27 protein-coding genes and 1 tRNA gene are annotated in these 26,127 nt (G+C 33.5%); 13 read left to right on the top strand and 15 right to left on the bottom strand.

Annotation, left to right across the window (positions count from 1 at the left end; all coding sequences use genetic code 11):
• Position 1 precedes the first annotated feature (1 nt).
• The 9 genes from FDM27_RS00385 to deoC form a co-directional block, all read right to left on the bottom strand.
• A complete protein-coding gene (locus FDM27_RS00385) occupies positions 2 to 688 on the bottom strand; it encodes an SCO family protein (protein ID WP_140484769.1) in 687 nt (228 codons plus the stop codon).
• A gap of 11 nt (positions 689 to 699) precedes the next feature.
• Positions 700 to 1,341 carry a hypothetical protein gene (locus tag FDM27_RS00380; RefSeq protein ID WP_071184775.1) on the bottom strand — a complete coding sequence of 214 codons (642 nt, stop codon included), beginning with the start codon at positions 1,339 to 1,341 and terminating at the stop codon, positions 700 to 702.
• A 76-nt stretch (positions 1,342 to 1,417) separates the two neighbouring features.
• Positions 1,418 to 1,768, bottom strand: a complete 351-nt coding sequence (locus FDM27_RS00375) for a cytochrome C oxidase subunit IV family protein (RefSeq protein WP_071184774.1) — start codon at positions 1,766 to 1,768, stop codon at positions 1,418 to 1,420.
• A gap of 18 nt (positions 1,769 to 1,786) precedes the next feature.
• The gene (locus FDM27_RS00370; protein ID WP_140484768.1) at positions 1,787 to 2,764 is read right to left on the bottom strand and encodes a cytochrome c oxidase subunit 3; all 978 of its coding nucleotides are present in this window, start codon (positions 2,762 to 2,764) and stop codon (positions 1,787 to 1,789) included.
• Between the two features lie 42 nt (positions 2,765 to 2,806).
• Positions 2,807 to 3,394, bottom strand: a complete 588-nt coding sequence (locus FDM27_RS00365) for a heme-copper oxidase subunit III (protein ID WP_140484767.1) — start codon at positions 3,392 to 3,394, stop codon at positions 2,807 to 2,809.
• Between the two features lie 2 nt (positions 3,395 to 3,396).
• A complete protein-coding gene (cyoE, locus tag FDM27_RS00360; RefSeq protein ID WP_140484766.1) occupies positions 3,397 to 4,311 on the bottom strand; it encodes a heme o synthase in 915 nt (304 codons plus the stop codon).
• Positions 4,312 to 4,453: 142 nt separating this feature from the next.
• On the bottom strand, positions 4,454 to 4,834 hold the full coding sequence (locus FDM27_RS00355) for a DUF2750 domain-containing protein (RefSeq protein ID WP_140484765.1): 381 nt from the start codon (positions 4,832 to 4,834) through the stop codon (positions 4,454 to 4,456).
• Positions 4,835 to 4,885: 51 nt separating this feature from the next.
• A complete protein-coding gene (locus FDM27_RS00350) occupies positions 4,886 to 7,006 on the bottom strand; it encodes a capsule assembly Wzi family protein (protein WP_140485273.1) in 2,121 nt (706 codons plus the stop codon).
• 19 nt (positions 7,007 to 7,025) lie between these two features.
• A complete protein-coding gene (gene deoC, locus FDM27_RS00345; RefSeq protein WP_140484764.1) occupies positions 7,026 to 7,769 on the bottom strand; it encodes a deoxyribose-phosphate aldolase in 744 nt (247 codons plus the stop codon).
• 391 nt (positions 7,770 to 8,160) lie between these two features.
• Between deoC and FDM27_RS00340 the strand changes: the two genes are divergently transcribed.
• From FDM27_RS00340 to FDM27_RS00305, 8 genes are all read left to right on the top strand, one after another.
• Positions 8,161 to 9,534, top strand: a complete 1,374-nt coding sequence (locus FDM27_RS00340) for a phage integrase SAM-like domain-containing protein (protein ID WP_140484763.1) — start codon at positions 8,161 to 8,163, stop codon at positions 9,532 to 9,534.
• Positions 9,535 to 9,951: 417 nt separating this feature from the next.
• Positions 9,952 to 10,185, top strand: coding sequence for a hypothetical protein (locus tag FDM27_RS00335; RefSeq protein WP_140484762.1), 234 nt, complete (start codon positions 9,952 to 9,954; stop codon positions 10,183 to 10,185).
• Between the two features lie 35 nt (positions 10,186 to 10,220).
• Positions 10,221 to 10,865: a hypothetical protein gene (locus tag FDM27_RS00330; RefSeq protein ID WP_140484761.1), complete on the top strand. Its 645-nt coding sequence runs from the start codon at positions 10,221 to 10,223 to the stop codon at positions 10,863 to 10,865.
• 87 nt (positions 10,866 to 10,952) lie between these two features.
• Positions 10,953 to 11,234 carry a helix-turn-helix domain-containing protein gene (locus tag FDM27_RS00325; protein WP_140484760.1) on the top strand — a complete coding sequence of 94 codons (282 nt, stop codon included), beginning with the start codon at positions 10,953 to 10,955 and terminating at the stop codon, positions 11,232 to 11,234.
• A 540-nt stretch (positions 11,235 to 11,774) separates the two neighbouring features.
• The gene (locus tag FDM27_RS00320; protein WP_140484759.1) at positions 11,775 to 12,689 is read left to right on the top strand and encodes a hypothetical protein; all 915 of its coding nucleotides are present in this window, start codon (positions 11,775 to 11,777) and stop codon (positions 12,687 to 12,689) included.
• A gap of 96 nt (positions 12,690 to 12,785) precedes the next feature.
• Positions 12,786 to 13,196: a lipocalin family protein gene (locus FDM27_RS00315; RefSeq protein WP_181161612.1), complete on the top strand. Its 411-nt coding sequence runs from the start codon at positions 12,786 to 12,788 to the stop codon at positions 13,194 to 13,196.
• Positions 13,197 to 13,214: 18 nt separating this feature from the next.
• The gene (locus FDM27_RS00310; protein WP_140484757.1) at positions 13,215 to 13,448 is read left to right on the top strand and encodes a hypothetical protein; all 234 of its coding nucleotides are present in this window, start codon (positions 13,215 to 13,217) and stop codon (positions 13,446 to 13,448) included.
• Between the two features lie 62 nt (positions 13,449 to 13,510).
• Positions 13,511 to 14,077 (top strand): hypothetical protein, encoded by a 567-nt coding sequence (locus tag FDM27_RS00305; protein WP_140484756.1) that lies wholly within the window; start codon positions 13,511 to 13,513, stop codon positions 14,075 to 14,077.
• Positions 14,078 to 14,156: 79 nt separating this feature from the next.
• On the opposite strand, the gene FDM27_RS00300 is transcribed toward FDM27_RS00305, so the two are convergent.
• A tRNA-Leu gene (locus FDM27_RS00300) sits at positions 14,157 to 14,238 on the bottom strand.
• Between the two features lie 112 nt (positions 14,239 to 14,350).
• Between FDM27_RS00300 and FDM27_RS00295 the strand changes: the two genes are divergently transcribed.
• Both FDM27_RS00295 and FDM27_RS00290 read left to right on the top strand, forming a co-directional pair.
• Positions 14,351 to 15,739, top strand: a complete 1,389-nt coding sequence (locus FDM27_RS00295; RefSeq protein WP_140484755.1) for a dipeptidase — start codon at positions 14,351 to 14,353, stop codon at positions 15,737 to 15,739.
• 37 nt (positions 15,740 to 15,776) lie between these two features.
• A complete protein-coding gene (locus FDM27_RS00290; protein ID WP_140484754.1) occupies positions 15,777 to 16,214 on the top strand; it encodes an energy transducer TonB in 438 nt (145 codons plus the stop codon).
• A 50-nt stretch (positions 16,215 to 16,264) separates the two neighbouring features.
• On the opposite strand, the gene FDM27_RS00285 is transcribed toward FDM27_RS00290, so the two are convergent.
• A complete protein-coding gene (locus tag FDM27_RS00285; RefSeq protein ID WP_140484753.1) occupies positions 16,265 to 17,623 on the bottom strand; it encodes a saccharopine dehydrogenase family protein in 1,359 nt (452 codons plus the stop codon).
• 319 nt (positions 17,624 to 17,942) lie between these two features.
• Here FDM27_RS00285 and FDM27_RS00280 point away from each other — a divergent pair, with 319 nt between their 5' ends.
• From FDM27_RS00280 to FDM27_RS00270, 3 genes are all read left to right on the top strand, one after another.
• Positions 17,943 to 18,335: a DUF423 domain-containing protein gene (locus tag FDM27_RS00280; RefSeq protein ID WP_071184765.1), complete on the top strand. Its 393-nt coding sequence runs from the start codon at positions 17,943 to 17,945 to the stop codon at positions 18,333 to 18,335.
• A gap of 75 nt (positions 18,336 to 18,410) precedes the next feature.
• Positions 18,411 to 20,000, top strand: coding sequence for a phosphoenolpyruvate carboxykinase (ATP) (gene pckA / locus FDM27_RS00275; RefSeq protein WP_140484752.1), 1,590 nt, complete (start codon positions 18,411 to 18,413; stop codon positions 19,998 to 20,000).
• Positions 20,001 to 20,153: 153 nt separating this feature from the next.
• Positions 20,154 to 21,254, top strand: a complete 1,101-nt coding sequence (locus tag FDM27_RS00270; RefSeq protein WP_140484751.1) for a DUF4407 domain-containing protein — start codon at positions 20,154 to 20,156, stop codon at positions 21,252 to 21,254.
• 212 nt (positions 21,255 to 21,466) lie between these two features.
• Here FDM27_RS00270 and FDM27_RS00265 read toward each other — a convergent pair whose 3' ends face one another.
• The 4 genes from FDM27_RS00265 to FDM27_RS00250 all read right to left on the bottom strand — a co-directional run bounded on the left by FDM27_RS00265 (position 21,467) and on the right by FDM27_RS00250 (position 26,086).
• Positions 21,467 to 22,012, bottom strand: a complete 546-nt coding sequence (locus FDM27_RS00265; RefSeq protein WP_140484750.1) for a hypothetical protein — start codon at positions 22,010 to 22,012, stop codon at positions 21,467 to 21,469.
• A gap of 168 nt (positions 22,013 to 22,180) precedes the next feature.
• A complete protein-coding gene (locus FDM27_RS00260) occupies positions 22,181 to 22,984 on the bottom strand; it encodes a hypothetical protein (protein WP_140484749.1) in 804 nt (267 codons plus the stop codon).
• A gap of 233 nt (positions 22,985 to 23,217) precedes the next feature.
• Complete coding sequence (locus FDM27_RS00255; protein WP_140484748.1) at positions 23,218 to 24,468, bottom strand: hypothetical protein; 1,251 nt, start codon at positions 24,466 to 24,468, stop codon at positions 23,218 to 23,220.
• Positions 24,469 to 25,030: 562 nt separating this feature from the next.
• On the bottom strand, positions 25,031 to 26,086 hold the full coding sequence (locus tag FDM27_RS00250; RefSeq protein ID WP_140484747.1) for a phytase: 1,056 nt from the start codon (positions 26,084 to 26,086) through the stop codon (positions 25,031 to 25,033).
• Positions 26,087 to 26,127: the final 41 nt, after the last annotated feature.

The raw sequence follows: 26,127 nt of genomic DNA, 5'->3' as shown, positions 1-26,127 counted from the left end.
TTTATTCTGCTAATAAAATACTAATGTCTTGTTGAATATCTCTAACTCCTGCTTTTTCTAAACCGTCATAATACAAAATAGGATTTCCAAACTCATCTTTTCGACAACGGATATCTCCATTTTTATCAATCAAAGCAAACATACCAGAATGCTCAAATCCACCACTTACTTTACTGTTTTCGCCTGCATAAAGATTAAAACCTTTGTTAGCCAAATCAAATATGGTTTGCCTCTCACCTGTTAAAAAATTCCAGTTAGAGGATTTAACTCCTAATAATTCGGCATGCGATTTCAGAACTTCCGGCGTATCGTGTTTGGGGTCGATCGTGATAGAAACAATTCCGAAATTAGGATTTCCAAAGAATTTTTTTTCCAAAACCAGCATGCTTTGATTCATTTTTGGACAAATAGAAGGGCAAGTAGTAAAGAAGAATTCTAACACATATACTTTGCCTTTATATGTCGCGTTATCAATCTTCTTATTGTCCTGATTAGTCAACTCAAATTTGGGAGCCGGCCCAATTTTCACTAAAGACTCTTCTGAACTCATTCCTGATGAAACCTTATCCAGACGATTGCCTTTAATAACCTCACCGTTTTGAATTCGGGAAACAATTTTAGGAACGGCATAAATCCCAAAAATTAAAACAATAAACGCAATCCCGATATATGATTTATTTTTCAACATAAAATAAGTATTTACAACTTTTTAGTTGCATTATGATTCTTTTTAAGTGCAGCACGATACTCATAAAGAATAATCTTGAAATCGTCTAACATTTCATTACTCAATTCCGAAGGATGAAAAGTATTATAACCTTCTCTATATTCTTTTTGATCTTTTCTACCTCTTAAATTCCTTTGTTTGTCAATTATAAAAACATTAGAAGTACCCACATTAGCATCCAATTGACTTTCTAAATTCAGTTTCTTGTAATACGATTGAATTTCTTCAGGAGTTGTAAAAACAAAATGCCATTGAGAAACATCGGTAAAATCATCAAAAGCATCCATAATGTTCTCAATATCTTTTTCAGTTCCCAATGGACAAACCATCACAAACTGTAAATCCTTAAAAGCATGATAACGCTGATATATTTTTTCATTCAAATTAAAAAGATTGCCTCTGTTTTTTAAAATTTCAGTTCCTGAAAATCCCAGGATAGTAATTTTATTATCTAAATTCACCTTTTCTCCTTTTAAAGATTTCCAGTCACCCAAATTGGCAACTTTAGGAGTAATCACAGGCAACTTAGTAAAACTATTAACGCCTGAAGCAAAGAAAAGATAAGCTACTATAGGAAGAATAAAGAGTACAAAAAGAACTATATTTTTTTTCATCAGAGAAAAATTAATTTAAAGTGCAAAAATAAAAAAAGGCACGCAATGCGTGCCCTTTTTTTGAATTAATATAGTGTTAAAAATTCCATTTAATGGTTGAATCTTTAAAAACCCCATAAATATAATTCCCTTCAGTCAACAGAATGAAAAGCAAGTATAAGACAAGAAAAATAACCGGTAAAACTACTGACCATCTAAGACTGGAAGTCTCTCCCTCCATGTGCATAAAAGCCCAAACAATGTAATAAGCTTTAAAAACGGTTAGTATATAAAAAATCCAGTTTAATAAATTCATACCAAGAAAATGGCTAAAATTTAATGATTCAGGTTTGTAAATACCTAAAATAACCTCTATAATTGTAACTACTGACAATATCCCGAATACTTTCCAGATTCTGGCAGTGTTTGATTCATGTGCGTGTGACATAATAATAACTTTAAAAAATTAAACTAGATAGAAAACTGTGAATACAAATACCCATACCAAGTCAACAAAGTGCCAGTATAGTCCAACTTTCTCCACCATTTCATAACTTTTTCTTTTCTCGTAAGTCCCAAGAAGAACATTAAAGAATATAATGATATTGATGATAACTCCAGAGAAAACGTGGAATCCGTGGAATCCGGTAATAAAGAAGAAGAAATCAGCAAATAACTTACTTCCGTATTCGTTTCTTTCTAAGTTAGCCCCTTCTACCACATAAGCTGCCTGAGCCAATCTTTCTTCTGATTCCGCTCTGGAAAGAACTGTTTTTTGTTTTTTCTCAGTTAAAACTTCTGTTCTAATCAATAAATCAGGATGCGCTTTAAAACCAGCCTGTACTTCTGCAATTGAAAAAGAAGGCAAATCTGCTTCTTCCATAAACCATGTTGCTTTACTTCTGGACAACTGTGCTCTTTCTTCTGGTAAATGCGCAGCAAAATCAGCAAGTGCTACACGTTTTCCGTCTTTATCAACAAACTGCAATAAACTCCCACCTTTTGTTTCGATAGCACCATATTCACCCTGAATGAAGTTTTTCCACTCCCAAGCTTGAGAACCAACGAAAATCAAACCACCAATAATGGTTAAAAACATATACAAAATTACTTTGTTTTTCTTCATCTGATGTCCCGCATCAACAGCCAAAACCATTGTTACAGAAGAGAAAATCAAAATAAAAGTCATTAATGCTACATAATACATTGGAGCAGTAACTCCGTGTAAAAATGGGAAGTGAGTAAACACTTCATCAGCCAAAGGCCAAGTTTCAATAAATTTAAATCTAGAAAAACCGTAAGCCGCTAGAAATCCCGAGAATGTTAAGGCATCTGATACGATAAAAAACCACATCATCATTTTCCCATAACTTGCTCTCATTGGCTCATTGCCGCCTCCCCAAGTTTTTTCTTCACTATTTGCAGTAGTAACTGTCGCTTCCATAAAAGTTATTCGTTAAAAAGTTTCCAAATTTACGTTTTTTTCTTATTTAAAGAAATATAAAAACAAAAATAATAAAACCCACAGCAGGTCTAGAAAGTGCCAATACATTGCACCTAGTTCTATACCAAGAGTTTGAGTCGAATTGTATTTTTGTTTAAAATGATTATAAATTATAATTAAAAGTGAAATTAAGCCTCCGGCCAAGTGCAATAAGTGCATAAAAGCAATGATATAAAGAAAAGTCACCGTAATCGAGCTTCCCTCACCAGTCATATAATAACCGTTTTCGATAATTTGCCCAAAACCTACAAATTGAGAAATCACAAACAATACTCCTAAAACTAAAGTAGCCAAAAGCATTATTGTAGTTTGCGATTTATTATCTTTTTGAATTGCTTTTTTAGCCAAATGAAAAGTCACACTACAGCCAATTATCACGATAGTACTAATATAAAAAGCTATTGGCAACTCAAAATCCTTTAACCAATCTACCCTTGACTTACTTACCACAAAAGCACTCGTCAATCCGGCAAACATCATCGTCATACTAATCATAGCAAACAACAAAATCAACTTATAAGATCTTGCTGTTCTTTCTTTTTGCTCTTCAGCTGTCATTGTAACTTCCATAACTATCTTAAAAATTTATCAATTATATAAACCAATTGCAATAATGAAATATACGAAACACTCACTAACATTAATGTTCGGGCGGCTTTTGCAGTTCTAATTTTATAAAGTTGTACTGCATAATAAAGCATCCAAAGTCCCAATAAAAAAACAATTCCGGCTGCAACTGGAGAAATAAACAATTTTCCTGTATATCCAATTGACGGTAATAGCGAAGCGATTATTAACCAAACAGTATATAAAATTACCTGCAATGCTGTTCCTTTATCTTTCTTTCCGGTTGGCAACATAAAAATCCCTGCCTTCTCATAATCTTCATACAAAAACCAGCCAATAGCCCAAAAATGAGGAAACTGCCAGAAAAACTGAATCAAAAACAAAGTTCCCGCTTCAATTCCAAAATTCCCTGTGGCAGCCACCCAGCCCAACATGAACGGAATAGCACCGGGAAAAGCCCCCACAAAAACCGATAAAGAAGTAAGGGTTTTAAGCGGCGTATAGACACTGGTATATAAAAATATCGAGATTGCCCCAAACATGGCTGTTTTGGGATTAATCATATATAATAAGGTGAGCCCTACCAATGTAAGCAAACTCGCCACTAATAAAGCTACATTTGAAGACATCCTTCCCGATGGAACCGGACGATTTTTAGTTCGATCCATCAAAGCATCTATATCTTTCTCAATTACCTGATTGAAAGCATTTGAAGCTCCCACCATGCAGTAACCACCAATACAAAGCATTAATAAAACCGACCATTGAAAAGGAAATTCATTATCAAAACCTAAAAGATAACCCGCAATAGAAGAAAACAACACACTAATAGCCAATCCAGCTTTGGTGATTTCTTTAAAATCGGTAAAAATTGCCTTAAGGGAAAATGTATTTGTAGTTGTGCTCAATGCCGTTTTCATTAGGTTTTTGTAAAACTGCTGCAAAAGTAACTCATCGAAAGGGATTTGGCAAAAAACTAATCATAAAATATTGTTGAAGAAAAATTATGTTTTTTTTTAGAATATGATTTTAAAAAAAAACTCAATCATTCTCTTAAAAAAACTAATAACTACCTAACTCATCACTTAAATCTCTGGAAAATTCATCTAAATTAACCACAAAACCTGATTTTCCATTCACAGGAAAAACATTAATCAAATAATTTTCAGACGCTATTAAATCAAATATCTCATCTTCTAAATCATCAAATGTTAGTTTTTTAGGACTACAATTTTCCCAGCCATCATTTAAGTTTGAATCAATATATTCTTTAGCTGACCAAAATGAAATCAATACTTTATCATCAATATCAGAAAGAGCAAAATCTCCACTTTGATCTATTATAGTCCAAAGCTCCTCATAATCAGCAACTTTTTTGATAAAATACTGATATCTATTATAAGGTTCTAAATTTGAAACATTTTCAATTTCTTTATCATTCATAATATACTATTCTCAATCAAATTATTTCTATTACAACCAGGATATAGATTATCAATAATCAAAATACCAGTTAAATATATCCGAACGAACCCCTATAGAAAACCAATTCGTACTTTCCTTAAAAACAGTAGCTGTATTTTGCATTGGATTAAAATCCCTGTAAATATAACTGGCAAAAAGTTTCAAATTAGTTGATGGATTAATCAGGTAACCACCCTGAATATCAGCCATAAAAAAATCGGTTTTATTTCCTTGTCCTACCACTACACCTGAATTAGCAAAACGCTCTAAATCGTAATCACGGTAAATATTTCCTCCATAATTAGAATTCGCTCCAGAGTCAGCAAAATCAAGCCCTCTCACTCCTATTGTAAATTTAGCATCAGCAAAAATTCTCTCCTTGTGATAGCGTGCAATAGCAATAAATTCTCCAAAATTACCACCCCACTGATGACCAATACTCTGATTATTATGACCATAATTGGTTATTGGATCAGAATGTGAATACACATAAGGTCGTACTCTGTTGTATTCCAGTTGCAATAATAAATTTGGCACATTAAAAGCATTGTAATATTTAGCCCCTAATTGGTATCCGTATTTATTTTTCCAGCTATTATCACCTTCTTTAATATCACCCAACGAGAATTCATCCAAAACAAACTGTCCGTAAAAATTAATTTGGTTATCCCATTTGTATTTAAAAGTCAGTCCCAAAAGCGCATTCCCCGATCTGGAAGAAGAACCAAACTCTACCGAACGATAAAAAACAATCGGATTTACAAAACTCGCATCAAAACCTCTATCATTCGCATTAGTCCACACCACCGATTCGAAGAAACCTAAATTCAATTTATTCGAAACATTCCAGCTTAAATAATGATTTGCCATAAATTTAGTCGCATAGGTTCTATCCACAGTCACCTCAGGACGCACATCCTTTAACCACATATAAGTATTGGTATATTTTATTTTCCAAAACCTGGTATTCAATTTCAAATAAGGATACGGACTGGCACCATCACTTTCCAACAAAGAACGATAACCATCACCTATAAAATTCCTTCCATACCCCAACTGCAAATCCAAAAATTTACTCGGTGCAAAAGTTAAATTGGCTTCTGCCAAAGGAAAATCGTAGGCATCAGTTTTAAAATCTTTTGCAATTCCCACGCCCGGAATAATGGCTGGATTTCCTCCAGCGGGTTGTATCGACTCGGCATAACGATTAAAATAACCCGCAAAACGCCCCTGACTTTCAAAAATGGTTGTTGTAAAATTCAATTTATCACCTAAACCACCTCTAAAATTAATGGCTCGTGTATTGACAAATGTATTCGTCGAATTATTCCCCGATGCTTTTCCCACCTGCAAATCCAAAACAGGATTCAGGGTAAACCAATAATCTTCTCCTCGTATTTCTACCATATTTTCATTCCACAATTTCCTGGTCCACCAGCCCGAAGTTTTTTTCTTTAACTTCTCATTTCCCTGTTTAAAATTGTAATACTTAGCAACCTCAGCATAAGAATACGGTTTTGAAGCCGTATGATTATTACTCCCCACCTGATTTAAAGCTCCATCAAATTGCGCATAATAACTATGCGAAAAAGGAATATTCAAATGACTTTCAAACTCCGGATTATTGTATTTTTTATATACTATATTATCTAGCTCAGTCAATTGTTGGGTAGTATTTCTAAGAATATCGGCTTTTGCCAAATTCTCAGCCGCTAATGTAGCCGGGCTTTTCAACGGAATCGCAATGGTAATATTATATCTCGAATATTCCGCTTTCCCGTTATAAGTGGAAGGAGTGATTTTCGGGAATTTTGTAAAAATGCGCTTGGTTTCCTGAATTAGATTTTCATCAACGGCATTCACATAAATCACTTTAAAAACCCCGGTCGCATCTACTTCAAAAAGCACTTTGACATTTCCCTTGAAATTATTCTGCACCAAATTTTCCGGAACAACAAAATTTTGAAAAACAAACTCCTGTACCTCATTATAAAAACAACTTTCCAGTGCTGCTGCTTCTAAACTTTTACAGGTTGGAAAAACAGGAAATCTTTGTGAATTCAACACCGCATCAGAACTCAAATCCTGAGATTGAGAATGACCCAAAATCGTAAAAAAGCACAAAAATAAAATTGGCACTATTTTTTTCATATCGTTTATAACCGTTCTTTTAATACTCATTTTGATTTTTTTCTCCATTTACAATTGCTTTTGCTGCCGATGTCCCAATCCGTTTGACGCCTAATTTAATCATCTCCACCGCATCTTCATAGGTTCGAACTCCACCGGCCGCTTTTACCGAAAGTGGCGATGCGTTTTCAATCATCATAATTACCGCAGGAATCGTAGCACCGTTAGGCGCATTATTTTGAGTTTGATAAAAACCCGTTGAAGACTTCACAAAAACAGCAGCATAATCTGCTTCTTTAAAATTAGCCATAACAACATTTTTTATCAAAGTAGACAACTGAATTATTTGCTTATCACTCAAGGCGGCAACTTCAATAATCCATTTGATTATTTTATTATTATCCAATGCTAATTGGGTTCCTCTGAGAATTTCTTCTTTCAACAAATCTACATTACCATTTTTAAAAGCCTCATAATTGCATACAAAATCCAATTCGTCAGCACCGTCAACAATCGCCTGATTAGCCTCACACAATTTTTCTTCAATACCTGATTGCCCTTGGGGAAAATCGATTACAGTTCCTATCTGGAGATTCGATTCCGATTCTGAAATTATTTTTTTGGCTACAGCAACCATTTCCGGACGAATCATGATAAGCTTAAAGCGCTCTTCAACAGCTTCTCTTATAAAAGTCTCCACCACAACTTGGTTTTGAGTTTCATCCAGTGCCGCCTGTGAAGCTGTTTTTAAATAAGTTGAATCTATAAAAGGTCTAATATCCATGTATTGTTTTGAATATTTGCAGTTGTTTGAACACAAAAATACATTTAATTTTCTAACAAACTCATTCTTGCTTAGGTGAAGCACAAAAATAGAAGGCATAAAAAAAGCTTCTCGATTGAGAAGCTTTTTGTGCGGATAATAGGACTCGAACCTACACGCCTACACGTTCAATTTGGCATTTTCAATAAACCTATAAAAAACACACACAATCCAACTAAAAACCTAACAAATTCAATACTTAACAAAGACTACAGGTACAATATAGAAATAGAATAAAAATGAATAAAATAGAATGAAATCTTAAAATGGTTGGGCAACGGTTGGGCAACTTTGTGAAACGTATTACAAAATTGATTACTTTTGAATTGTTCAAAGTTCAAAAGTTCACAACATGGCAACAATACAATTTAGATTAAGAAGCAAGGCAAATAAAAACGTTTCTATCAAAGTTCGTTTATCAATAGATAGAAATAATGTATTTGAGTTAAATACTGGTTTTACCATTAACCCGAAAGACTGGAGCGAAACAACCGGACTACCCAAACAAAACAACGAAACCAACAAAAAAATATCTAATGACCTAAAAAAGTTAGATTCTTATATCAGTAACAATCTAAATACTGATTTAGGAAATGGAATATTAATAGATTCGAATTGGTTAGAAACAAAAATCAATGATTGTTTCAGTAGAGTAATTAAAACCGATACCGGTTTATTAATAAATCATATTCAATACATCATTGACAACGCGAACACTCGAAAAGTTAAAAACAAAATCGGTTTGAGTCCAAGTACAATAAAAAACTACACTTTGTTTAAAAACATCATTACTGAATACCAAAAGAAGATTAAAAAGCAAATCCAGTTTGTAGAGATCACAAAACCCTTTGTTGACAAATTCACTAACTGGCTAATTAACACTAAAAATTACTCTACTAATTACGCAGGCAAACAATTAGAAATCTTAAAAACGGTTTGTATTGATGCTGAAAAGAACGAAATTCCAGTTACTCCCTATTCTAAAATAATCCCTTTTTTTAGAGAAAGTGACAAAGACCGTTATATTCAAACTCTATCTTTTGAAGAATTAGAATTGATTAAAAATGTGGACTTATCGAATATCGAACAACTTAACCAATTCAAGAAAGACAATCCCGAGTTAACTAAAAACCTTTCTATTACTCCAGAAAGTTTAAACAACGTTCGTAACTGGATTTTATTAGGTTGCGAGATTGGACAACGTGGAGGGGATTTATTGGAAATCACACCCGAAAACATTAGATATAACAGTAAAAATTACTATATCGACCTCATTCAACAAAAGACAAACAAAAGTGTAACAATCGGCATTATTGCGCCTCATGTTATAGAGATTATTGAAAACTGTTTACCAAAGAAAATCCAACATCAAAAACTTAATGAATACGCAAAGGTTGTTTGCAAATTAGCCGGAATAATAGAAGTTGTTAAAGGCACTAAATTAAACACTGAAACTAACCGTAAAGAATTAGACTTTTACCCCAAATACGAACTGATTTCATCACATTGTTTTAGACGTTCATTTGCTTCCAACTATTACAAAAAGATACCTACAGCAATCTTAATTAACATCACAGGTCATTCAAAAGAAAGTTTGTTTTTAACTTACATTAACAAACGAGAAGATAAAGATGCTAATGCGGATTTATTCATGCAATTCTATGAAAAATTGAATAAAGACAAAACACCTGAAATGAAAGTATTAAAAAACGGAACCAACAATTAGATCAACTTATAATTTAAAAACACAGAGACTTAAAAATATCATTTATTATTTAACGTTGACGGATACGCAAAACACTTATAGACAACATGAAAAAGAAAAATAAAAAAACAATATGCGTATGTTGAAAAAGATTGACTTTGATGTTCTTAATTAAACACCATTTAAAAAATATGCCTTTAGTGGAATCGCATCAATTAAAACAAATGGTTTTTAAAAAACATCAAAATAAGATAGTTATAAGACTGTCTAACCAGTAAAGTCGAGAATTTCAAAAAAACTGAATAAGAAAATCAAAAAAAAAGACCCACCCCCTTAAATAAAAGGACTTTCATTTATCAAAAGAAGCCCCTAAAAACAGGGTATAACCTAGTCTATCTAGTTGTAAGAACAAAATTAACTTTAACAAAGACATTAAACATGAGCACTTTAAACCAGACACAGAAAGATTATTTAAAAACAGTAACAAGTATTGAAAACAGAAAAAAACTTGAAAAAGAATTTCTAAAAGTAAACGAAGAAATTGCAGGTTTAACCGAAGATCAAATTTATTGCTTAGACAACACAGTATATAGCGAAAATGCTAGGAAAAAATTAATCAAAATATTTAGAGTAGAAAATTTAGTAGCCAATCTAAAAAATTCCATAAATTAACACCTACTTAGTTCAAAACACAAATTAACAGGCAAATGCAAAATAACTCATCAGAAAGCAAACAATTTATAATTAAAAGACTTGAAGAAGAATATAATTATAAAAAAATAACTTTTCTAATTGAAAACCCTGACAAATCAGAAAAAGACTTTATAGAAAATGAAATTACAATTATCAAAAAAACAAATGATGAATTTGACAGAAAATGCAATTTAACTGATGACGAAGTTTATGAAGAAATCAAGAAAGAAAAAAAATACTTAAATTCTTGCAAATATGCTACAACTAGTGAAATAGAAGAATTTCTAAAACATTCTTTAAAACAATATAGAGAAAAATTCAAACACACTGAAAAGAAAGGATTTAAATCAATTTTCTACAACACAAAACTGAAAAACTTTTTAAAAACTGAAAAAAATATAAATGTAAAAGAAAACAAAAGTCTATTATTAAAGGGAGAAAAATTAAACCTCTCCGAGCGTTACACAATTGCCAATAAGATTTTAAAAATAGATTCCAAACTAAGGATCCTTAATATACAGGATTTACAAAAATATCAACTTCTAGCCTATATTCTTGGCTGTGATAAAGACAACGCACGAAACCTAATGAACGGGACATATAAATCAAAAGACCGTGATTTAACAGACTTTTTTAATGACTTAGGTTTAAACCAATAAAAAAAGGGTAAAGTTTTCTTTACCCACTTTTCACCCACAGTACCACCTTTCAATTCATTTGCATCATAACAATTAAACATTTAAGTTATGAGTGCAACCGTTCAATTTATCCAGTACACGCCCGAGCAACTACAAACCGAAATCACAGCAGGCGTAAAACATCAATTAGATGAATTTCTAAAACATTTCACACCAAAACAACCAAACGAATATTTAACACGCCACGAAGTTGCTAAAATGTTCAATGTAGATATTTCTACTGTTCACAATTGGTGTAAGTCAAAAAAACTTAAACCTCTTGGATTAGGTTCAAGAGTTTACTTTCTCCGTTCAGACATAGAAGCCAGTCTTAAACCTTTAAACGATTAAGACTATGGAACTTTATAGTAACAAACCCCCTATTCAACATCTATTTTCAGGATTGAAACAATGTAATCCAATATCAGATAAATTATTGATGAGGTTACTTGAACGAATAGGAATCAATTCTAACTAATCATTTTTTCAGCGAACAGAAAACACAAAAAAAACGAGAGTTGTTCAGGCTCTCGTTTATACTTTGTTCAAAAGTTCGTTTCAACAGGCAATATCAAAACGTATTACAAATATAGTCAATTGGTAGACTTCATAAAAATTATTATTAAGGATCAGTTTCACTCTATTTTAGAGGCAAATCCCTTATTGGATTTCTATGATAATATCAATTTATCAACGGGAGAACTTAAGACAGTAAACAGGTACGGTAATAAGATTACACCCTTTAAAAACGCATTTTATAACGGTTTAGAGTTCATCATATACGATACTGGCACAATTACACTTTCAGGCAGTTTACATAAGTATTGGAACAACGGAGCGCATAATTTCAATGACTTCAATTTTGAAGCTTTTTTATGGGTATTAAAAGACTTGGAAAACAAATTTAAGATACAACTAGAAAACTGCATTTTGAAGTGTCTTGAAATAGGAATTAACATAATCCCCCCAATAGCAACAAACGAAATACTAAACTATTGCTTTCTACACAAAACCTTACCATTTGAATATAAACATAATTCAGACGAAGGCAAATACAAACAGGCTCAACACTCGCAATATATTATAAAAATCTACAATAAGGCACTACATTACAAATCAAAAGGGTTTGAGATTAAAACTGAAATAATGCGTTTTGAGATTAAATATACCAAAATGGAAAAATTAAATAATTTAGGAATTTACAACCTCAACGATTTAAAAAAATACGGATTGCATAACTTCAAAAATGAATTACTAAAAGAGTTCAATAATATACTTTTCTATGATAATTCAATTCGCTCACAAAGTAAAAGTTTAAGCAATTACAAAAACCCTCTTTTCTGGACTGAATTGCTTTCTAACAACCAAAAGGACTTATTTAATTACCACAGAAAACAACTTAAAAATTTAACTGCTCGAAGTTCCGACAAAGTACAGTTTCAAACCACCGAAATATTAAGCAAAAAAATTGATTTACTAAATATCAATACTACGCAAATTGACCCTTTAACTATATTGTCAAATCGTGTAGTTTGTCAGGTAACAAAAATTAATATTTCTATGCAGAAAGACAATAGTGTTTTACTATCCCATACAGGACTGAAACACTATTATAAAAATGATCCGAAAGTATTTGAACAAATCAAACGGCGTTTTCTTTCAAAACGTTGGTCGTCGTCGGACTTCGAAACACAGATAAAAGAGATAGCACATAATATCAGGAACGCAAAAAGCAATAAAAAACGAAAACAAGATCGGATATATCCTCTTCAACAAATTAATATGTTTTCTGATTTAGGTTTTTAAAAATCACTAAAAATGGGTATTGTTGTTCTCATTTAATAGTTATACATTTATAGGAAAACACGTTAAGAATTTATTTTAATTAAAAATCCTATGATTATGAAAAAAACAATTTTATTATTTGTCTTATTACTATTTACCCTTTTCTCTTGTTCAAATAATGACAATGAAACCACCTCCCCAACTATTGACACAACAAAACTAACAGGCACTTGGCTACTTGACAATGCCAAACTAGACGGGGAAAATGTTAGTTCTTCATATAAAATAGAATTAACCTCAGATAATATAGCAAATTTCTATTATCAAAATAAAACTTCTAATACAACCTATGATCCGGATACTATTGAAACTGGCCCCTATTTATTGAATAATACAACTTTAAAAATTTCATGGTATGGATCAGGTAGCACAACCACCTATCAAATTGCGGAACTAACTTCCACAAAATTAATTTTAAAAAGTGTTATTACCGGAGAAGGAACACTTGTTGAAACTTATACCAAATAATTTAAAAAATAAATCATCATGGAAAAAGCATGGAAATCATGTAAAGTAATTGCTTTTATTTTAAGTTTAACAGCATTTGTTTACGTAGGCTATATGATAAGTCAAAAAGGGCGTTATCAACCAATTCCAAATACCGTTTTATCTGTAATTGACACACAAACCGGTGTAATTTATCTTCATGACTTAAGAGAGAACATCTATTATAAATATGACTCTCAAAATCAATCTCTAAAAAAAACAACAAAAAATTAATCCATTAAGTTGGTTAGACAAAATAATTTTAAATAAAATATTTCCACAAATAAATCTACAATTTGAACTCATCCAGTTTCTCAATAAAAAAATCAATATTACTTAAAACTTTAAAAGAACTATCTAGGGTTTTAGGGCGAATTTCTAAACTGAACAAATCCACCGTTTTAGAAATCACCATTACTAATGAAAAACTAACGTTAGTTATTCCAGGAGCAAAACATATACTAGATTGTGATACTACAAATACAGTAAAGGCAACTATAAATTTATTTTATTTCTTAGAAGTTATCAGTTCACAGAAAAAAACCAAGATACATTGTAAGTTTACTGAAGGCAAAATTGATATTGAAGGACTGACTTTAAATATTCAAACTACATTCTTCGAAACCGATAAAATTCTAAGAAGTGTAAAAATGCCTTTAAACTATACAGATTGGCATCTACTTAGATTAGAGAAAGAAGGTTTTACTAAAGAAGAGATTGAATTTAATAATTTGAATTATAAAGTTTATTGTGCTAAAAGAACTCTAAAATTAAACATCAGTAAAACATTTGACTTACTTAAAATTTATGGAGTAAATGAAAAAGACATTGAAGAAATTATAAATAAAAAGATAGAATTATGACACCGTTGGGCAACGGTTGGGCAGGTTTCAAAAACAAAAAATGCAACTATCTAAAAATAAGAAAGTTGCATTTTAAAAGTGCGGATAATAGGACTCGAACCTACACGCCTTGCGGCACCAGATCCTAAGTCTGGCACGTCTACCAATTTCGCCATATCCGCTTAATTGTGGGTGCAAATATAAGGATACTTTCCAATATTCAAAGTAAAAAATTAAAAAAAATTATAATTCTGTTTTTTGTATTTTTGAAAGTATCAAAACACAGCATAATCAATGGAAAATATTACAAATTACATCCAACAAAATAAAGACCGTTTTATCAACGAATTAATTGAACTATTAAAAATTCCATCTGTAAGTGCTGACTCTGCTTATTCCCAGGATGTAATTGACACCTCCGAAGCGGTAAAACGAAGCTTGGAGAAAGCCGGCTGTGATAAAGTCGAAATATGCGAAACCGATGGCTACCCTATTGTTTATGCCGAAAAAATAATCGATCCTAATTTACCAACAGTTTTGGTTTACGGTCATTATGATGTACAACCGCCAGACCCAATGGAACTCTGGACGTCTTCTCCATTTGAACCCGTAATAAAAAAAACGGCGATTCATCCCGAAGGCGCTATTTTTGCCCGCGGTGCTTGTGATGACAAAGGCCAAATGTACATGCATGTCAAAGCATTTGAATATATGATTCAAAACAAAACCCTGCCTTGCAACGTGAAATTCATGATTGAAGGCGAGGAAGAAGTTGGCAGCGTGAACCTAAAAAGCTTTGTCGAAAACAATGCAGCAAAACTAAAAAACGATGTGATTTTAATTTCCGACACCGGAATGATTTCCAATCAGCAACCATCGATAACCACAGGATTACGCGGTTTGAGTTATGTTGAAGTCGAAGTTACAGGCCCTAACCGCGATTTACATTCGGGATTGTATGGTGGAGCTGTTGCCAATCCTATCAATATACTAAGCAAAATGATTGCTTCGCTTCACGATGAAAACAATCGCATTACTATCCCGGGATTTTATGACAAGGTCGAAGAATTATCACTAAAAGAAAGAGCCGAAATGGCCAAAGCCCCTTTCGATATCGAAGAGTACAAAAAAGCACTCGATTTAAATGAGGTCTATGGCGAAGAAGGCTATGTTACCAATGAAAGAAACGCCATTCGTCCTACGTTGGATGTCAACGGAATTTGGGGAGGTTATACCGGTCAGGGAGCCAAAACCGTGATTCCGTCTAAGGCTTTCGCCAAAATTTCGATGCGACTGGTTCCGAATCAGGATTGGGAGGAAATCACCCAATTATTTACCAAGCATTTCACCGCGATTGCTCCCAAAGCTGTTACCGTAAAAGTAACTCCGCATCACGGCGGTCAGGGATATGTAACCCCTATTAACAGCATTGGTTACCAGGCTGCTAATAAAGCGTACACCGAAACCTTTGGCATTCCTGCCATTCCGGTGCGTTCAGGCGGAAGCATCCCCATTGTATCCTTATTCGAAAAAGAACTAAAAAGCAAAACCATCCTGATGGGATTTGGACTCGACAGCGATGCCATCCATTCTCCCAACGAACATTTTGGGATTTTCAATTACTTAAAAGGAATCGAAACCATTCCGTTGTTTTATAAATATTTTGTGGAGCTTTCAAAGTAATTGAGTGTTAAAAACGGATAAAATCAAATTAAAACAAATGAGTACAAAAACAAATACCTTTTTATACGTAGTATTTCTTGCAACACTATTTCTTTTTAGCACAAAGGGATTAGCACAAGAAACGGCATCAGATAATACAAATCAAGAAACGAAAATTTATAACACTTCCGATTTAATAGAAAAACCAACTTACCCTGGTGGAATGAACGAATTTTACGTATTTGTTTCAAAACATTACAAAATCCCAAAAACACCCCCTAACATTCTTTTAAAAGGAAACATCTATCTTACGCTTATAGTCCAAAAAGATGGCTCTATTACCGATTTCAAAATACTAAGAGACCTTGGCTATGGTACAGGAGAAGAAGCTTTAAGAGTTTTGAAATTATGTAAAAAATGGATCCCAGGGAAACTAAACAATGAAACAGTAGCAGCACGTTATAGTTTACCTATAACAATAGAATCAGCAAACTAACTGAAAAAATCTAAGTTTAGTTTATCCAAAGTCAAAGTTTCTCTACTAAACTAACTGTATTTATACCCCAAATAAGGCAGCATTTGCGAATGAAAAACAACGCCATACTGTTCCAATTCTGCCAAAACAGGCAAATACACTTCTTTACGGATTGGGAGTTGTACTCCGGTAATTGTAATCTTTCCGTTGAGGATTAACAAAGTAGCCATGGCAACAGGTAGTCCAACGGTTTTTGCCATCGCGGTATAAGTCTGGTCTTGTCCTATGCAAACCATTTGGGAATCCATTTGGACTTTTTTACCATCGATTTCGTAGCCAAATTTGTGATACATGACAATCATGTCTTTATCATCGGGCTGAAGTTTCCAACTATCATTGAGGATTTTCTCTAAAATCTGGGCTGGAGTCGCATTTTTAAGTCCGACGATTTTCTTGTCGTTGAACAAATCCAACTCTAGCAATTTGTCCCACATAATATCGTCCTGATCGATTTTGAGTATCAAACGGGTTTTTATCTCCACTGAATCCGTTGGGTGGTACGGCAAAAACGAATTGATAAATTGACGATAGCTCATGTTTTCGGAATCTTCCATTACATAAGAATCATCGGTCATGCCGAGTTGCACAAACATATTCCAGGCTTTGGAAAAACCAACACGACGAATCGTTCCGCGAAATAAAGTAAGAATATCATCTAAGCCATAAATGCTTCTGTATTTTAAAGAATCCCGATTAGAATACGCCTCAAATCGGCCGTAACCTTCTATTTCCAGAAATTCGGTACGTCGAAACAAAGAATCATAGGGGATGTATTTATACGTCCCTTCCTGAATAAACTTAGCCACACCTCCCTGACCCGCTAACACCACATTGCGGGGTGCCCAGGTAAATTTGTAATTCCAAAGATTGGTATCCGATTCGGGAGCTACGAGTCCGCCACAGAAAGACTCAAACAAAAGCATTTTTCCGCCTTTTTCTCTAATTTCGTCAATTACTTTCATCGCACTCATGTGATCGATTCCGGGATCTAAGCCCATTTCGTTCATAAAAATCAGTCCATTATTTTTCACCTCCTCATCCAATGCCTGCATGGCATCACTGATATAGGAAGCAGTGACCAAATTTTTCCTGAAATTCAGGCAATCTTTGGCAATTTCGATATGCAAATGCGCCGGTAACATCGAGATTACGATGGTGGCTTTTTCAATTGCGGCTCTTCGCTCTTTTTCATTAAAGATATCCAAGGCAATTGGAGTGGCATTAGGATGATTATTGGTTTTCTTTTGAGCTAATTCCAAAGACAAATCGGCAATTACAAGATGCAATTGCTCTTCTTGGGATTTTTCCAAAAGATACTGAATCAGCGAAGAAGCTGACCGGCCTGCACCAATAATTAAAATCTCTCTCATAGCTGAAAAATATAACTCAAAAATAGGCAATTGTTCGTGCTAACACAAATGAGAATGATTAATTAAGCATCTAATAAAAATAACCGCAGATTCGCAGATTTATTTTTAAACCAACTTATTTGCATTAATTTCTCTGAAGGTTATTTATTTACGATTACAATTTTTATTAAAATCTGCGAATCTGCGGTAAACAAATCAATCTACTTCTCGAATAAAAATTCACAAAACTTTAGCACAATAAGCAGCAAACTATCCTCCAAAAAACTTTTGGTTTCCTTTGATTTCGAATACTTTTGTGTAGAACCTAAACAGAACAAAAATGGATAAAAAAACAATTTCTACAGCGGCTTTACTCGGAATGATTGCAATAATTTTAGGGGCTTTTGGCGCTCATGCCTTAAAAAAAGTACTCAGTATAGAACAATTGGCCACATTTGAAACGGGAGTTCGCTACCAAATGTATCACGCCTTATTTTTATTATTCATTGGGCTACTGCCTGTTTTAAATTCGAAAACCAAAAAAATTATTTATAACCTGGTACTTTTTGGAGTACTGCTATTCTCAGGTTCCATCTATTTATTAGCCACAAATGGCCTTACTCCTATTGATTTTAGAGTAATTGGTTTTGTAACGCCTATTGGAGGACTATTATTAATCAGTGCCTGGACGGTATTGTTGTATAATATCACAAAAAAGTCCGATAAAAATTAAGCTTTCAAAAGGGGAACTAAAATATATGTTTTATCTTTAATATAGAAACCTAAGAACTACTAAATAAGTCACCTTATGATTGTCAACAATTTGTTTTCGCTTGAAAATATCGGAATTAAAAACGCGGAAATACACTATCAATTGAGTCCGGATGAGTTGCACCAATTGACCTTAGATCGTGGAGAAGGAACAGAAACATCTACTGAAGCCTTAGCCATCAATACAGGAAAATTTTCAGGTCGTTCACCACAGGATCGCTTTATTGTAAAAGACAGTATTACCGAAAACGAGGTTTGGTGGGGAGACATTAATATTCCCTTTGAACCGGCAAAATTTGATGCTTTATATACCAAACTAACAAACTATTTATCGAATAAAGAAATCTTTGTCAGAGATGCTCATGTATGTGCCGATCCAAATTACCGATTAAATGTTCGCGTTATTACCGAAACTCCCTGGGGAAATTTATTTTGCTACAATATGTTTCTCAGACCGGAGGAAAAAGAGCTGGCTGATTTTACTGCCGATTGGACATTGATTTGTGCACCCAGTTTCTTAGCCGATCCTACAACCGATGGAACACGTCATGAAAATTTTGCGATATTAAATTTCAGCCGCAAAGCCATCATTATTGGCGGAACCGGATATACAGGCGAAATGAAAAAAGGAATTTTCTCTGCTTTGAACTTCATACTACCTGTTTTTAAAAATGCTTTATCGATGCATTGTAGCGCCAATGTGGGAGAAGATGGAGAAACCGCTATTTTCTTTGGATTGTCCGGTACCGGGAAAACTACGCTTTCTGCCGACCCAAACCGAAAATTAATTGGAGATGACGAACACGGCTGGACGAGTGAAAATACCGTTTTTAACTTTGAAGGTGGATGTTATGCCAAAGTAGTAAACCTTAGCGTAGAAAATGAACCTGATATTTTTAGAGCCATTAAAAAAGGCGCATTATTGGAAAATATTGTTTTTAAAGAAGGAACAAACGAAGTTGATTATACCGATATTTCCATCACTCCAAATACTCGCGTAAGCTACCCAATTGATCATATCGATAATATCCAAGCGGGTTCTATTGGTACAAATCCAAAAAATATCTTTTTTCTGACTGCCGATTCATTTGGAATCCTGCCTCCTATTGCCCGCTTAACTCCGGGTCAGGCGGCTTATCATTTTATTTCGGGTTATACCGCAAAAATTGCAGGAACTGAAGCCGGAATCAATGAACCTCAGCCTAATTTTTCAGCTTGTTTTGGAGCGCCCTTTATGCCGTTGCACCCAACAAGATATGCCCAAATGTTGAGCAAAAAAATGAAAGATGCCGATGTAAAAGTGTGGTTAATCAACACCGGATGGACGGGCGGTTCTTATGGCACCGGAAACCGAATGAAATTAAAATACACCCGCGCTATGATTACTGCTGCTTTAAACGGTCAGTTAAACGATGTGAATTATCACAATCATGCTGTTTTTAAAATGGCTATTCCGGAATCCTGTCCTGATGTTCCCAGCGAAATTTTAAATCCTAGAAACACTTGGGAAGACCCAAACTTATACGATACTAAAGCAGTAGAATTAGCCGAAAAATTCAAAGCGAATTTTGTACAATTTGAGTCGTATGCGAATGATGAAATTCTGGCTGGTGCTCCTTTAGCCTAGATTATAATATTGATTGAAAAACTTAAAGCTGTTCCTGACGAACAGCTTTTATCATTTTAAAAAAACCTAAACAAATACATATCAATTATTTACACTATGATTCGTTTTTTGGCGTTAAATTTGTAATCAATACACAAGCTAAAAAAATCAATCATGTTAAAATCATTTTTTATCCTCTGTTCCGGAGCCGACAAAAACCTCTTGGAAGGTTGCTCTGAAGGGGAACAAACAAAATATGTAGGTATTGGTGCGACGGTTTTCTTCACCGCTGTCATGGCTTTTATAGCCAGTGCATATGCGCTTTTTACCGTATTTGACAGCCTGTATCCCGCAATTGCTTTTGGGGTGATTTGGAGTTTGCTGATTTTTAATCTGGATCGTTTTATTGTTTCTACTATTCGAAAAAGAGAGCATTTTAGGAGCGAATTTCTACAGGCTTCGCCCCGAATTGTTCTGGCAATTATCATCGCTATCGTTATTTCGAAACCTTTGGAAATTAAAATTTTCGAAAAAGAAATCAACACGGTTTTATTGAAAGAAAAAAATGCCATGGCTTTGAATAACAAAAAAGAAGTGGCTAATTATTTCAAATCGGATTTGGATAAAAACAAGGCTGAAATAGTAGCTTTAAAAAATGAAATCACCCAAAAAGAAAAAGAAGTCAATAGCTTATACGAAACCTATATTACCGAAGCCGAAGGAACCAAAGGCACTATGAGAATAGGAAAAGGTCCCGTTTTTAAAGAAAAAATTGCCAAACATAATTTGGCTTCAGCCGAACTCGACACTATTAGAAAAAACAACCTGACAAAAATTGCCGAAAAAGAAAATCAGAACAAAATCTTTCAGGCTGATTTAGACAAAAAAGTAACCGAAACCCAACCTATCATTGATGGTTTTGACGGACTCATGGCGAGAATCAATGCCTTGAGTAAATTACCCTCGCTGCCTTCCTATTTTATCATGTTATTGTTTCTTGCAATTGAAACTTCCCCGATTATTGCTAAATTATTATCTCCAAAAGGCGAATACGATTATAAATTAGAAGATTTAGAAACGGCTTTAAAAACTACATTGGAACAAGACAAATACCAACGAAGTTTACTCGTAAAAACCAGTGCTGCCATGCACGACAAGGTATATCAGGATATTGCCGAAGATAAACAATTATATGATTTACAACGAAAAAACGCAACTCATTTACTGGAACTGCAATCCAATAACTTTTTAGAAAAACAGAAGAAAACGTTATAAAACACAAAACCTTAGCTCCGGAAAGTCTTTGACTTTGAGGAGGTGTCAATCTGTCTGTGACAGATATTAAAACAAATCATTAAATATCGGTTATAAACCGATAATCACTACCGCAAAGTTGCAAACTTTGCGGAGCTGGTTTACCCCAAATCATCCCAAATACAAAACCAACTTTCCATTAAGCCAAATGCCCAAATCCGTTGTAGTGACTGTTAGGCGTTCGGTTTTCTATCCGCTAAAAACGGACGATGTTTCAATTGTTCTTCGTATTGTTCTTTATTTATAAATGGCCAATAATCAAAATCTCCAATTTTTTTCATTTCAACTAGTTCTCTTTCTTTTTCATTCATTTTGTTTTTATAATATTTTCCAAAGGATAATAGATTGGAAATATGTTCACTAAATGAAAACCTAATTGTTGGATTTATTGCATCAAAATAAGGCCATTGATATTCAATGTCAGAATTTAAAAACAAAATATATTTAGCTATTTCTTTTAATTGTTCTTCTGAAAGTTTGTTTTTACTTTTCAGTTTATGTTCTTCTAAGTCACTATATAAGCACCAACTTAATTCAAGTATTGGTTGGATTATCCCATCATCAAATTTAGCTTCTTTTGATCTGTAGTATTGCTCAGGAAGCCATCCAAAACTCACATCGTCTGTTATATAGTCTTCAAATTCATCATTACTTATTAATCCTATAGATAAATGTCTAAGATGATATGCTAATTTTTTTCTTCTTTCTATATCTACCATTTTTTTCTCCTCGTTTTGCCAAACTGACGCCTAACGTCTTGGCGCTTTGCGTGGTTGGGGATTAAAGATGCGAGGTTTTTCCATTAAACACAAATTTTCCAAATACAAAACCACCTTTAAATTAAGCATAATACCCCAATCACGCAAAACGGCTGTTGCCAGTAGTTTTTATTCGGTTTTCGGTTTTCCTTCTTTTGTCCTTTCTTCAATAAGTTCATCAGCATCTCTTTTGAAAAAACCTAAACTTTCATTATATCTCTCTAAAATTTCCTTTTGGCTTTTATTGTGATTTTTATTTTGATCTTTAATTTCATTAAATAAGTTCGACACGTTTTTGAATTCCGAAATCAGTTCAATAATAATCGGCTTATCGACATTTTTTATTAATACATTTTCCATTATTGGTCTAATGAAACAAGTGTAATGAAAATTTAAATCGCTCATATCTCCAACATTGTCATAAAAGTACTTAAAAATGCGATTAATTTCAGTCAGATATTTAGGTTCTAATAAGTTGATTTGTAATAGTCCGGCTGTTCTATTCATTAAGTCGTTAACAGTTCGTACAAATGATTGTTTTCTGTTGTAATCAAAAGTTTGGGCAATTTGAGTCATTTCCCAAATTTGTTTTTCCTGTTCTACGAAAAAATCCACTTGAAGTGAGATATTATTATATTTTTTGAGGTTCTTTTTTCCGTACTTTTTAAAATAGGCTAAAAAGTAGTTCTCATTATTTAAAATCTCACTTAAGCGGTTTAAACTCGAATTTGGGTTCTTCGTTAATAAGTGAAAGTTTAAGTTATCAGTTTCAAAATCTGCAATGCTTTTTTCTAAATTCGTTATAAAAGATTCAGCTTGATTTTTAGTTGCAGTAGTTACATTTGACAGATAATCAAGTCGGCGTATATTTTGTTCATTTTCTTCTTTATTTGCTTTTTTTCTATCGGCCTTTAATGTTAAGTAGAAAATCAACAATGCGGTTCCAGTTCCGATTAGTGCACTAATCAAATCTTTAAAAAAATCATTATCAAAAAAATTCCAATCTATCTCGTACATACGGTTTTTCTTAAAATTACTGGCAACGGTGGCGGTATGAAAAGTTGCCGATTGCGGACGATTACCTGTCGAGTTACACAAAAGTTGAAGCGGGCTACAACCCTTGAATAACCTACTATACCGGCAATTTTTTATACCGCGTGTTACCGCTAGTGTTTATTATTCCAATCAATTTTTGTAATCTCTTTGTCTTTAATTATAATCATTGAAACTTCTCTTTCTCTACCAAGTCCATAAAAATCAAGATTCATTAAAATCACTCCATTTTCGTATTGAGTTGTAATCGGGTCATGTGTGTATAAATCTGAATTAAAGAGTGGGTCAACAATTATTATATCCTTTTTTCTAATTTCAGATAGAAATGTCCTGTCTTGCCAATTAACCATATAGATTGTTTGCCCATTCCAATTAAAGCTTGAAAAAATCTGAACCCAATAAAAATCAAAAACAGTTTTGGGATGACCTGATTTATCAGAGTATCCAAGAGCATTTATGTTTTTAGTTTTTGAGTCAAAATCTTTTAGATTAGACAGTTTTGAAGGGTCAGCAATTAATTTCAAATCAGCACTGCCCATTCCGTGTCCTAGATGCGATAAGACTTTATAGCCTTTATCTGTTTCAATTATCGAATTTGCACAAGTGGCCTCGGTAAAATATGTATTTTCATTTGCCCTGTTATAAAAATAAACTGTTCCACCCCATTCTCCATGACAATCACAATAAGCAAGGTATTCCTTGTTCTCAAAAAGTTTTGGTTTTTTTTCAAACGGTAATTTTTGTTCAAATTTCGTCCAATTGCTTGTAGAGTCAAAGAGCCAATATTTTCCATTTGATAATCCACACAAATTATTGTTGATTAACCAGTGGTAATCAAATCGTTTTGTATTTAATTCTTTTTCAAGTTCCTCGTTTCTTGAAAAGTCTGATAGTTTATGACATACAAAAGTTCCAGGCTCAAACAGCGACACTATGTTTTCTTTGAATATTACCGAAAATGATAATGGAAATGAATTATTTTGATTAGGGTTTTCAAATACAATTTCTTTCTCTTTAAATTCGAGCGAAGATTCAGAAAGAATTATATTAAAGTCTTCTCCTTTATGAATAACAGGTAAATTCACCTTGTAATCATCATATTCTAGTCGTTCCCTAAACTTAGTAACAAGAGTATCAAAATCGTTCGTTTGACAGAAACAATTCAAAAAAGAAAAACTCAATAATCCAATCAGTATATGTTTCATTGTATGTAGGTGTTTTCTTAACATTAGCGGTAACTCGTTTATAGGTCTGATAAAATCAGACTTATCTACCTTAAATTGGGTGGATTGGTCTGATAAACTCCAGATTCTATTTTTCGCTAATTTATAAATAAATCTTACAAAAAATAAAGTTTTTTTCAATTGCGTCTGGCTTTAGCCAGATGATTATAATTTGCAAAACAAAAAAGGCTTTAGCCAAATCCGTATTTAGATTTCGGCTAAAGCCTATTGAAAACTTTAATTTTAAAATGGCTTAAAAGCCATTTCTATTGATTTTTATAGAAGCGGATATCCTCTTTTGTTTGCTTTATGCTAGCAGTCTATTCTATTTTCCTAAAAAACTAGTGTTAAACACTAATACTATTGGTTCGAAATACCAATACTATTGGTGTTAAGTACCTCTATTATTGGTGCTAACTAGGTGGTCTATTGGTTCGAAGTACATATACTATTGGTTCGAAGTACATATACTATTGGTTCAAACTACCTCTATTATTGGTTCGAAGCACTAATGCTATTGGTTCAAACTACCTCTATTATTGGTTCGAAGTACCAATAGAGCAGCTGTTAAACCGTCCTAATTGCGTTGAATGACAAAAAAGCGACAAAAAAATCGCCTCTTTTATTGCTAAAAGAGGCGATTTAAAGATTTCCAGAACCCTATTAGGGTTTAAAACCCTGATAGGGTCGTATTAAAAAAAACTTACTTTTTAGCTACATCAATCAATTGCTGAATACTATCCCAGCTGTAGTAATGAAACGTCATTCCGTTGCTCATGGCAACAAAAAGTCCGTTTTTAAATTGACCTCCTAAGTTTACACTTGTTACATCGGCGCCATCACATTCTATGGTAGAAGTTGGAATTTCGGCCAATAATGGATATTCATTTGGATTTCCATTTGCTCCTTCTCTTGGATACACCATAAACGTATTGGCTTGCTGATTAGAAACCAAGATATAACCTTCGGTTGCTGATTTTTTATAAATAGCAATTCCTTCGTTATCGGCTTTAAAGTCTTTTTGACCAAAAAGGGCTAATTCGTTATCATTTTTAGCGGCTGGATCAGCTACATATTTTCTGATTCCAAATTGCTCGTCACAATATAAAATAGTCCCTAATTCGTTATCCACGGCAATGGCTTCAATTTCTTTTTTACCACTGTAGTTTCCAAATTTACGTACCACCGTTGCACCCGCTTTTCCGTTTCCGGCATCGATCAATTCGTATTGCCACAAATAACCATTTGCAGGCCCTTCTTTTCTTCCTACCACAGCAAAAATCTTTTGGTCGCTCGGGCGTGTGTACAAGGCAATTCCCATTGGGTCGCGCAGGATTTCGCCTTCAAAAACAGGAATTCCGCCATTGTCAATTGGTTTCAAATCAGGAAGACTAAAAATTCTGATTTTGTTATTTTCCCTTTCGGTCGTTACGGCAACATCTGTTTTTTTGCCGTTTAATATTAATCCGTAAGCAATATCCACATTGTTAGGTCTCATTAAAACTTCCGATTTTCCAATGATTTTACCGTTCAAATCAAAGGCGTACAATCCGCCATCAGTATCTTTATCTGTACCAATAATGATGCTTTTGGTAGCATCTGTTGGGTGTATCCAAATCGAAGGATCATCGGTATCATGTGATAATGCTTGTGTCACTATTGCCGGTTTCAAAGCATCTTTTCTAACAGCTGCCAGTTTGCTCCCGCAAGACGCCGCTGTCAATCCTAAAAGTGCAATTGCTATATATTTTGTTTTCATATTTTCTTATACCAATTATTGAGAATGGGACACAAATTAAA

Origin of the sequence: Flavobacterium sp. GSA192 (assembly GCF_006386525.1) — a bacterium.
Classification (GTDB): domain Bacteria; phylum Bacteroidota; class Bacteroidia; order Flavobacteriales; family Flavobacteriaceae; genus Flavobacterium; species Flavobacterium commune.
The sequence above is the reverse complement of the archived record's forward strand: the minus strand, read 5'-3'. Positions and strand labels throughout refer to the sequence as shown.

What these genes read in the sequence shown, in the direction of transcription:
- FDM27_RS00290 (WP_140484754.1), top strand. Translation starts at nt 15,777, where the DNA reads ATGAGTACAAAAACAAATACCTTTTTATACGTAGTATTTCTTGCAACA.
- FDM27_RS00325 (WP_140484760.1), top strand. Translation starts at nt 10,953, where the DNA reads ATGAGTGCAACCGTTCAATTTATCCAGTACACGCCCGAGCAACTACAA.
- FDM27_RS00310 (WP_140484757.1), top strand. Translation starts at nt 13,215, where the DNA reads ATGGAAAAAGCATGGAAATCATGTAAAGTAATTGCTTTTATTTTAAGT.
- FDM27_RS00315 (WP_181161612.1), top strand. Translation starts at nt 12,786, where the DNA reads ATGAAAAAAACAATTTTATTATTTGTCTTATTACTATTTACCCTTTTC.
- FDM27_RS00265 (WP_140484750.1), bottom strand. Translation starts at nt 22,012, where the DNA reads ATGGTAGATATAGAAAGAAGAAAAAAATTAGCATATCATCTTAGACAT.
- FDM27_RS00355 (WP_140484765.1), bottom strand. Translation starts at nt 4,834, where the DNA reads ATGAATGATAAAGAAATTGAAAATGTTTCAAATTTAGAACCTTATAAT.
- FDM27_RS00330 (WP_140484761.1), top strand. Translation starts at nt 10,221, where the DNA reads ATGCAAAATAACTCATCAGAAAGCAAACAATTTATAATTAAAAGACTT.
- FDM27_RS00285 (WP_140484753.1), bottom strand. Translation starts at nt 17,623, where the DNA reads ATGAGAGAGATTTTAATTATTGGTGCAGGCCGGTCAGCTTCTTCGCTG.
- pckA (WP_140484752.1), top strand. Translation starts at nt 18,411, where the DNA reads ATGATTGTCAACAATTTGTTTTCGCTTGAAAATATCGGAATTAAAAAC.
- FDM27_RS00250 (WP_140484747.1), bottom strand. Translation starts at nt 26,086, where the DNA reads ATGAAAACAAAATATATAGCAATTGCACTTTTAGGATTGACAGCGGCG.
- FDM27_RS00365 (WP_140484767.1), bottom strand. Translation starts at nt 3,394, where the DNA reads ATGGAAGTTACAATGACAGCTGAAGAGCAAAAAGAAAGAACAGCAAGA.
- FDM27_RS00340 (WP_140484763.1), top strand. Translation starts at nt 8,161, where the DNA reads ATGGCAACAATACAATTTAGATTAAGAAGCAAGGCAAATAAAAACGTT.
- FDM27_RS00370 (WP_140484768.1), bottom strand. Translation starts at nt 2,764, where the DNA reads ATGGAAGCGACAGTTACTACTGCAAATAGTGAAGAAAAAACTTGGGGA.
- FDM27_RS00295 (WP_140484755.1), top strand. Translation starts at nt 14,351, where the DNA reads ATGGAAAATATTACAAATTACATCCAACAAAATAAAGACCGTTTTATC.
- FDM27_RS00350 (WP_140485273.1), bottom strand. Translation starts at nt 7,006, where the DNA reads ATGAAAAAAATAGTGCCAATTTTATTTTTGTGCTTTTTTACGATTTTG.
- deoC (WP_140484764.1), bottom strand. Translation starts at nt 7,769, where the DNA reads ATGGATATTAGACCTTTTATAGATTCAACTTATTTAAAAACAGCTTCA.
- FDM27_RS00380 (WP_071184775.1), bottom strand. Translation starts at nt 1,341, where the DNA reads ATGAAAAAAAATATAGTTCTTTTTGTACTCTTTATTCTTCCTATAGTA.
- FDM27_RS00280 (WP_071184765.1), top strand. Translation starts at nt 17,943, where the DNA reads ATGGATAAAAAAACAATTTCTACAGCGGCTTTACTCGGAATGATTGCA.
- FDM27_RS00270 (WP_140484751.1), top strand. Translation starts at nt 20,154, where the DNA reads ATGTTAAAATCATTTTTTATCCTCTGTTCCGGAGCCGACAAAAACCTC.
- cyoE (WP_140484766.1), bottom strand. Translation starts at nt 4,311, where the DNA reads ATGAAAACGGCATTGAGCACAACTACAAATACATTTTCCCTTAAGGCA.
- FDM27_RS00375 (WP_071184774.1), bottom strand. Translation starts at nt 1,768, where the DNA reads ATGTCACACGCACATGAATCAAACACTGCCAGAATCTGGAAAGTATTC.
- FDM27_RS00335 (WP_140484762.1), top strand. Translation starts at nt 9,952, where the DNA reads ATGAGCACTTTAAACCAGACACAGAAAGATTATTTAAAAACAGTAACA.
- FDM27_RS00385 (WP_140484769.1), bottom strand. Translation starts at nt 688, where the DNA reads ATGTTGAAAAATAAATCATATATCGGGATTGCGTTTATTGTTTTAATT.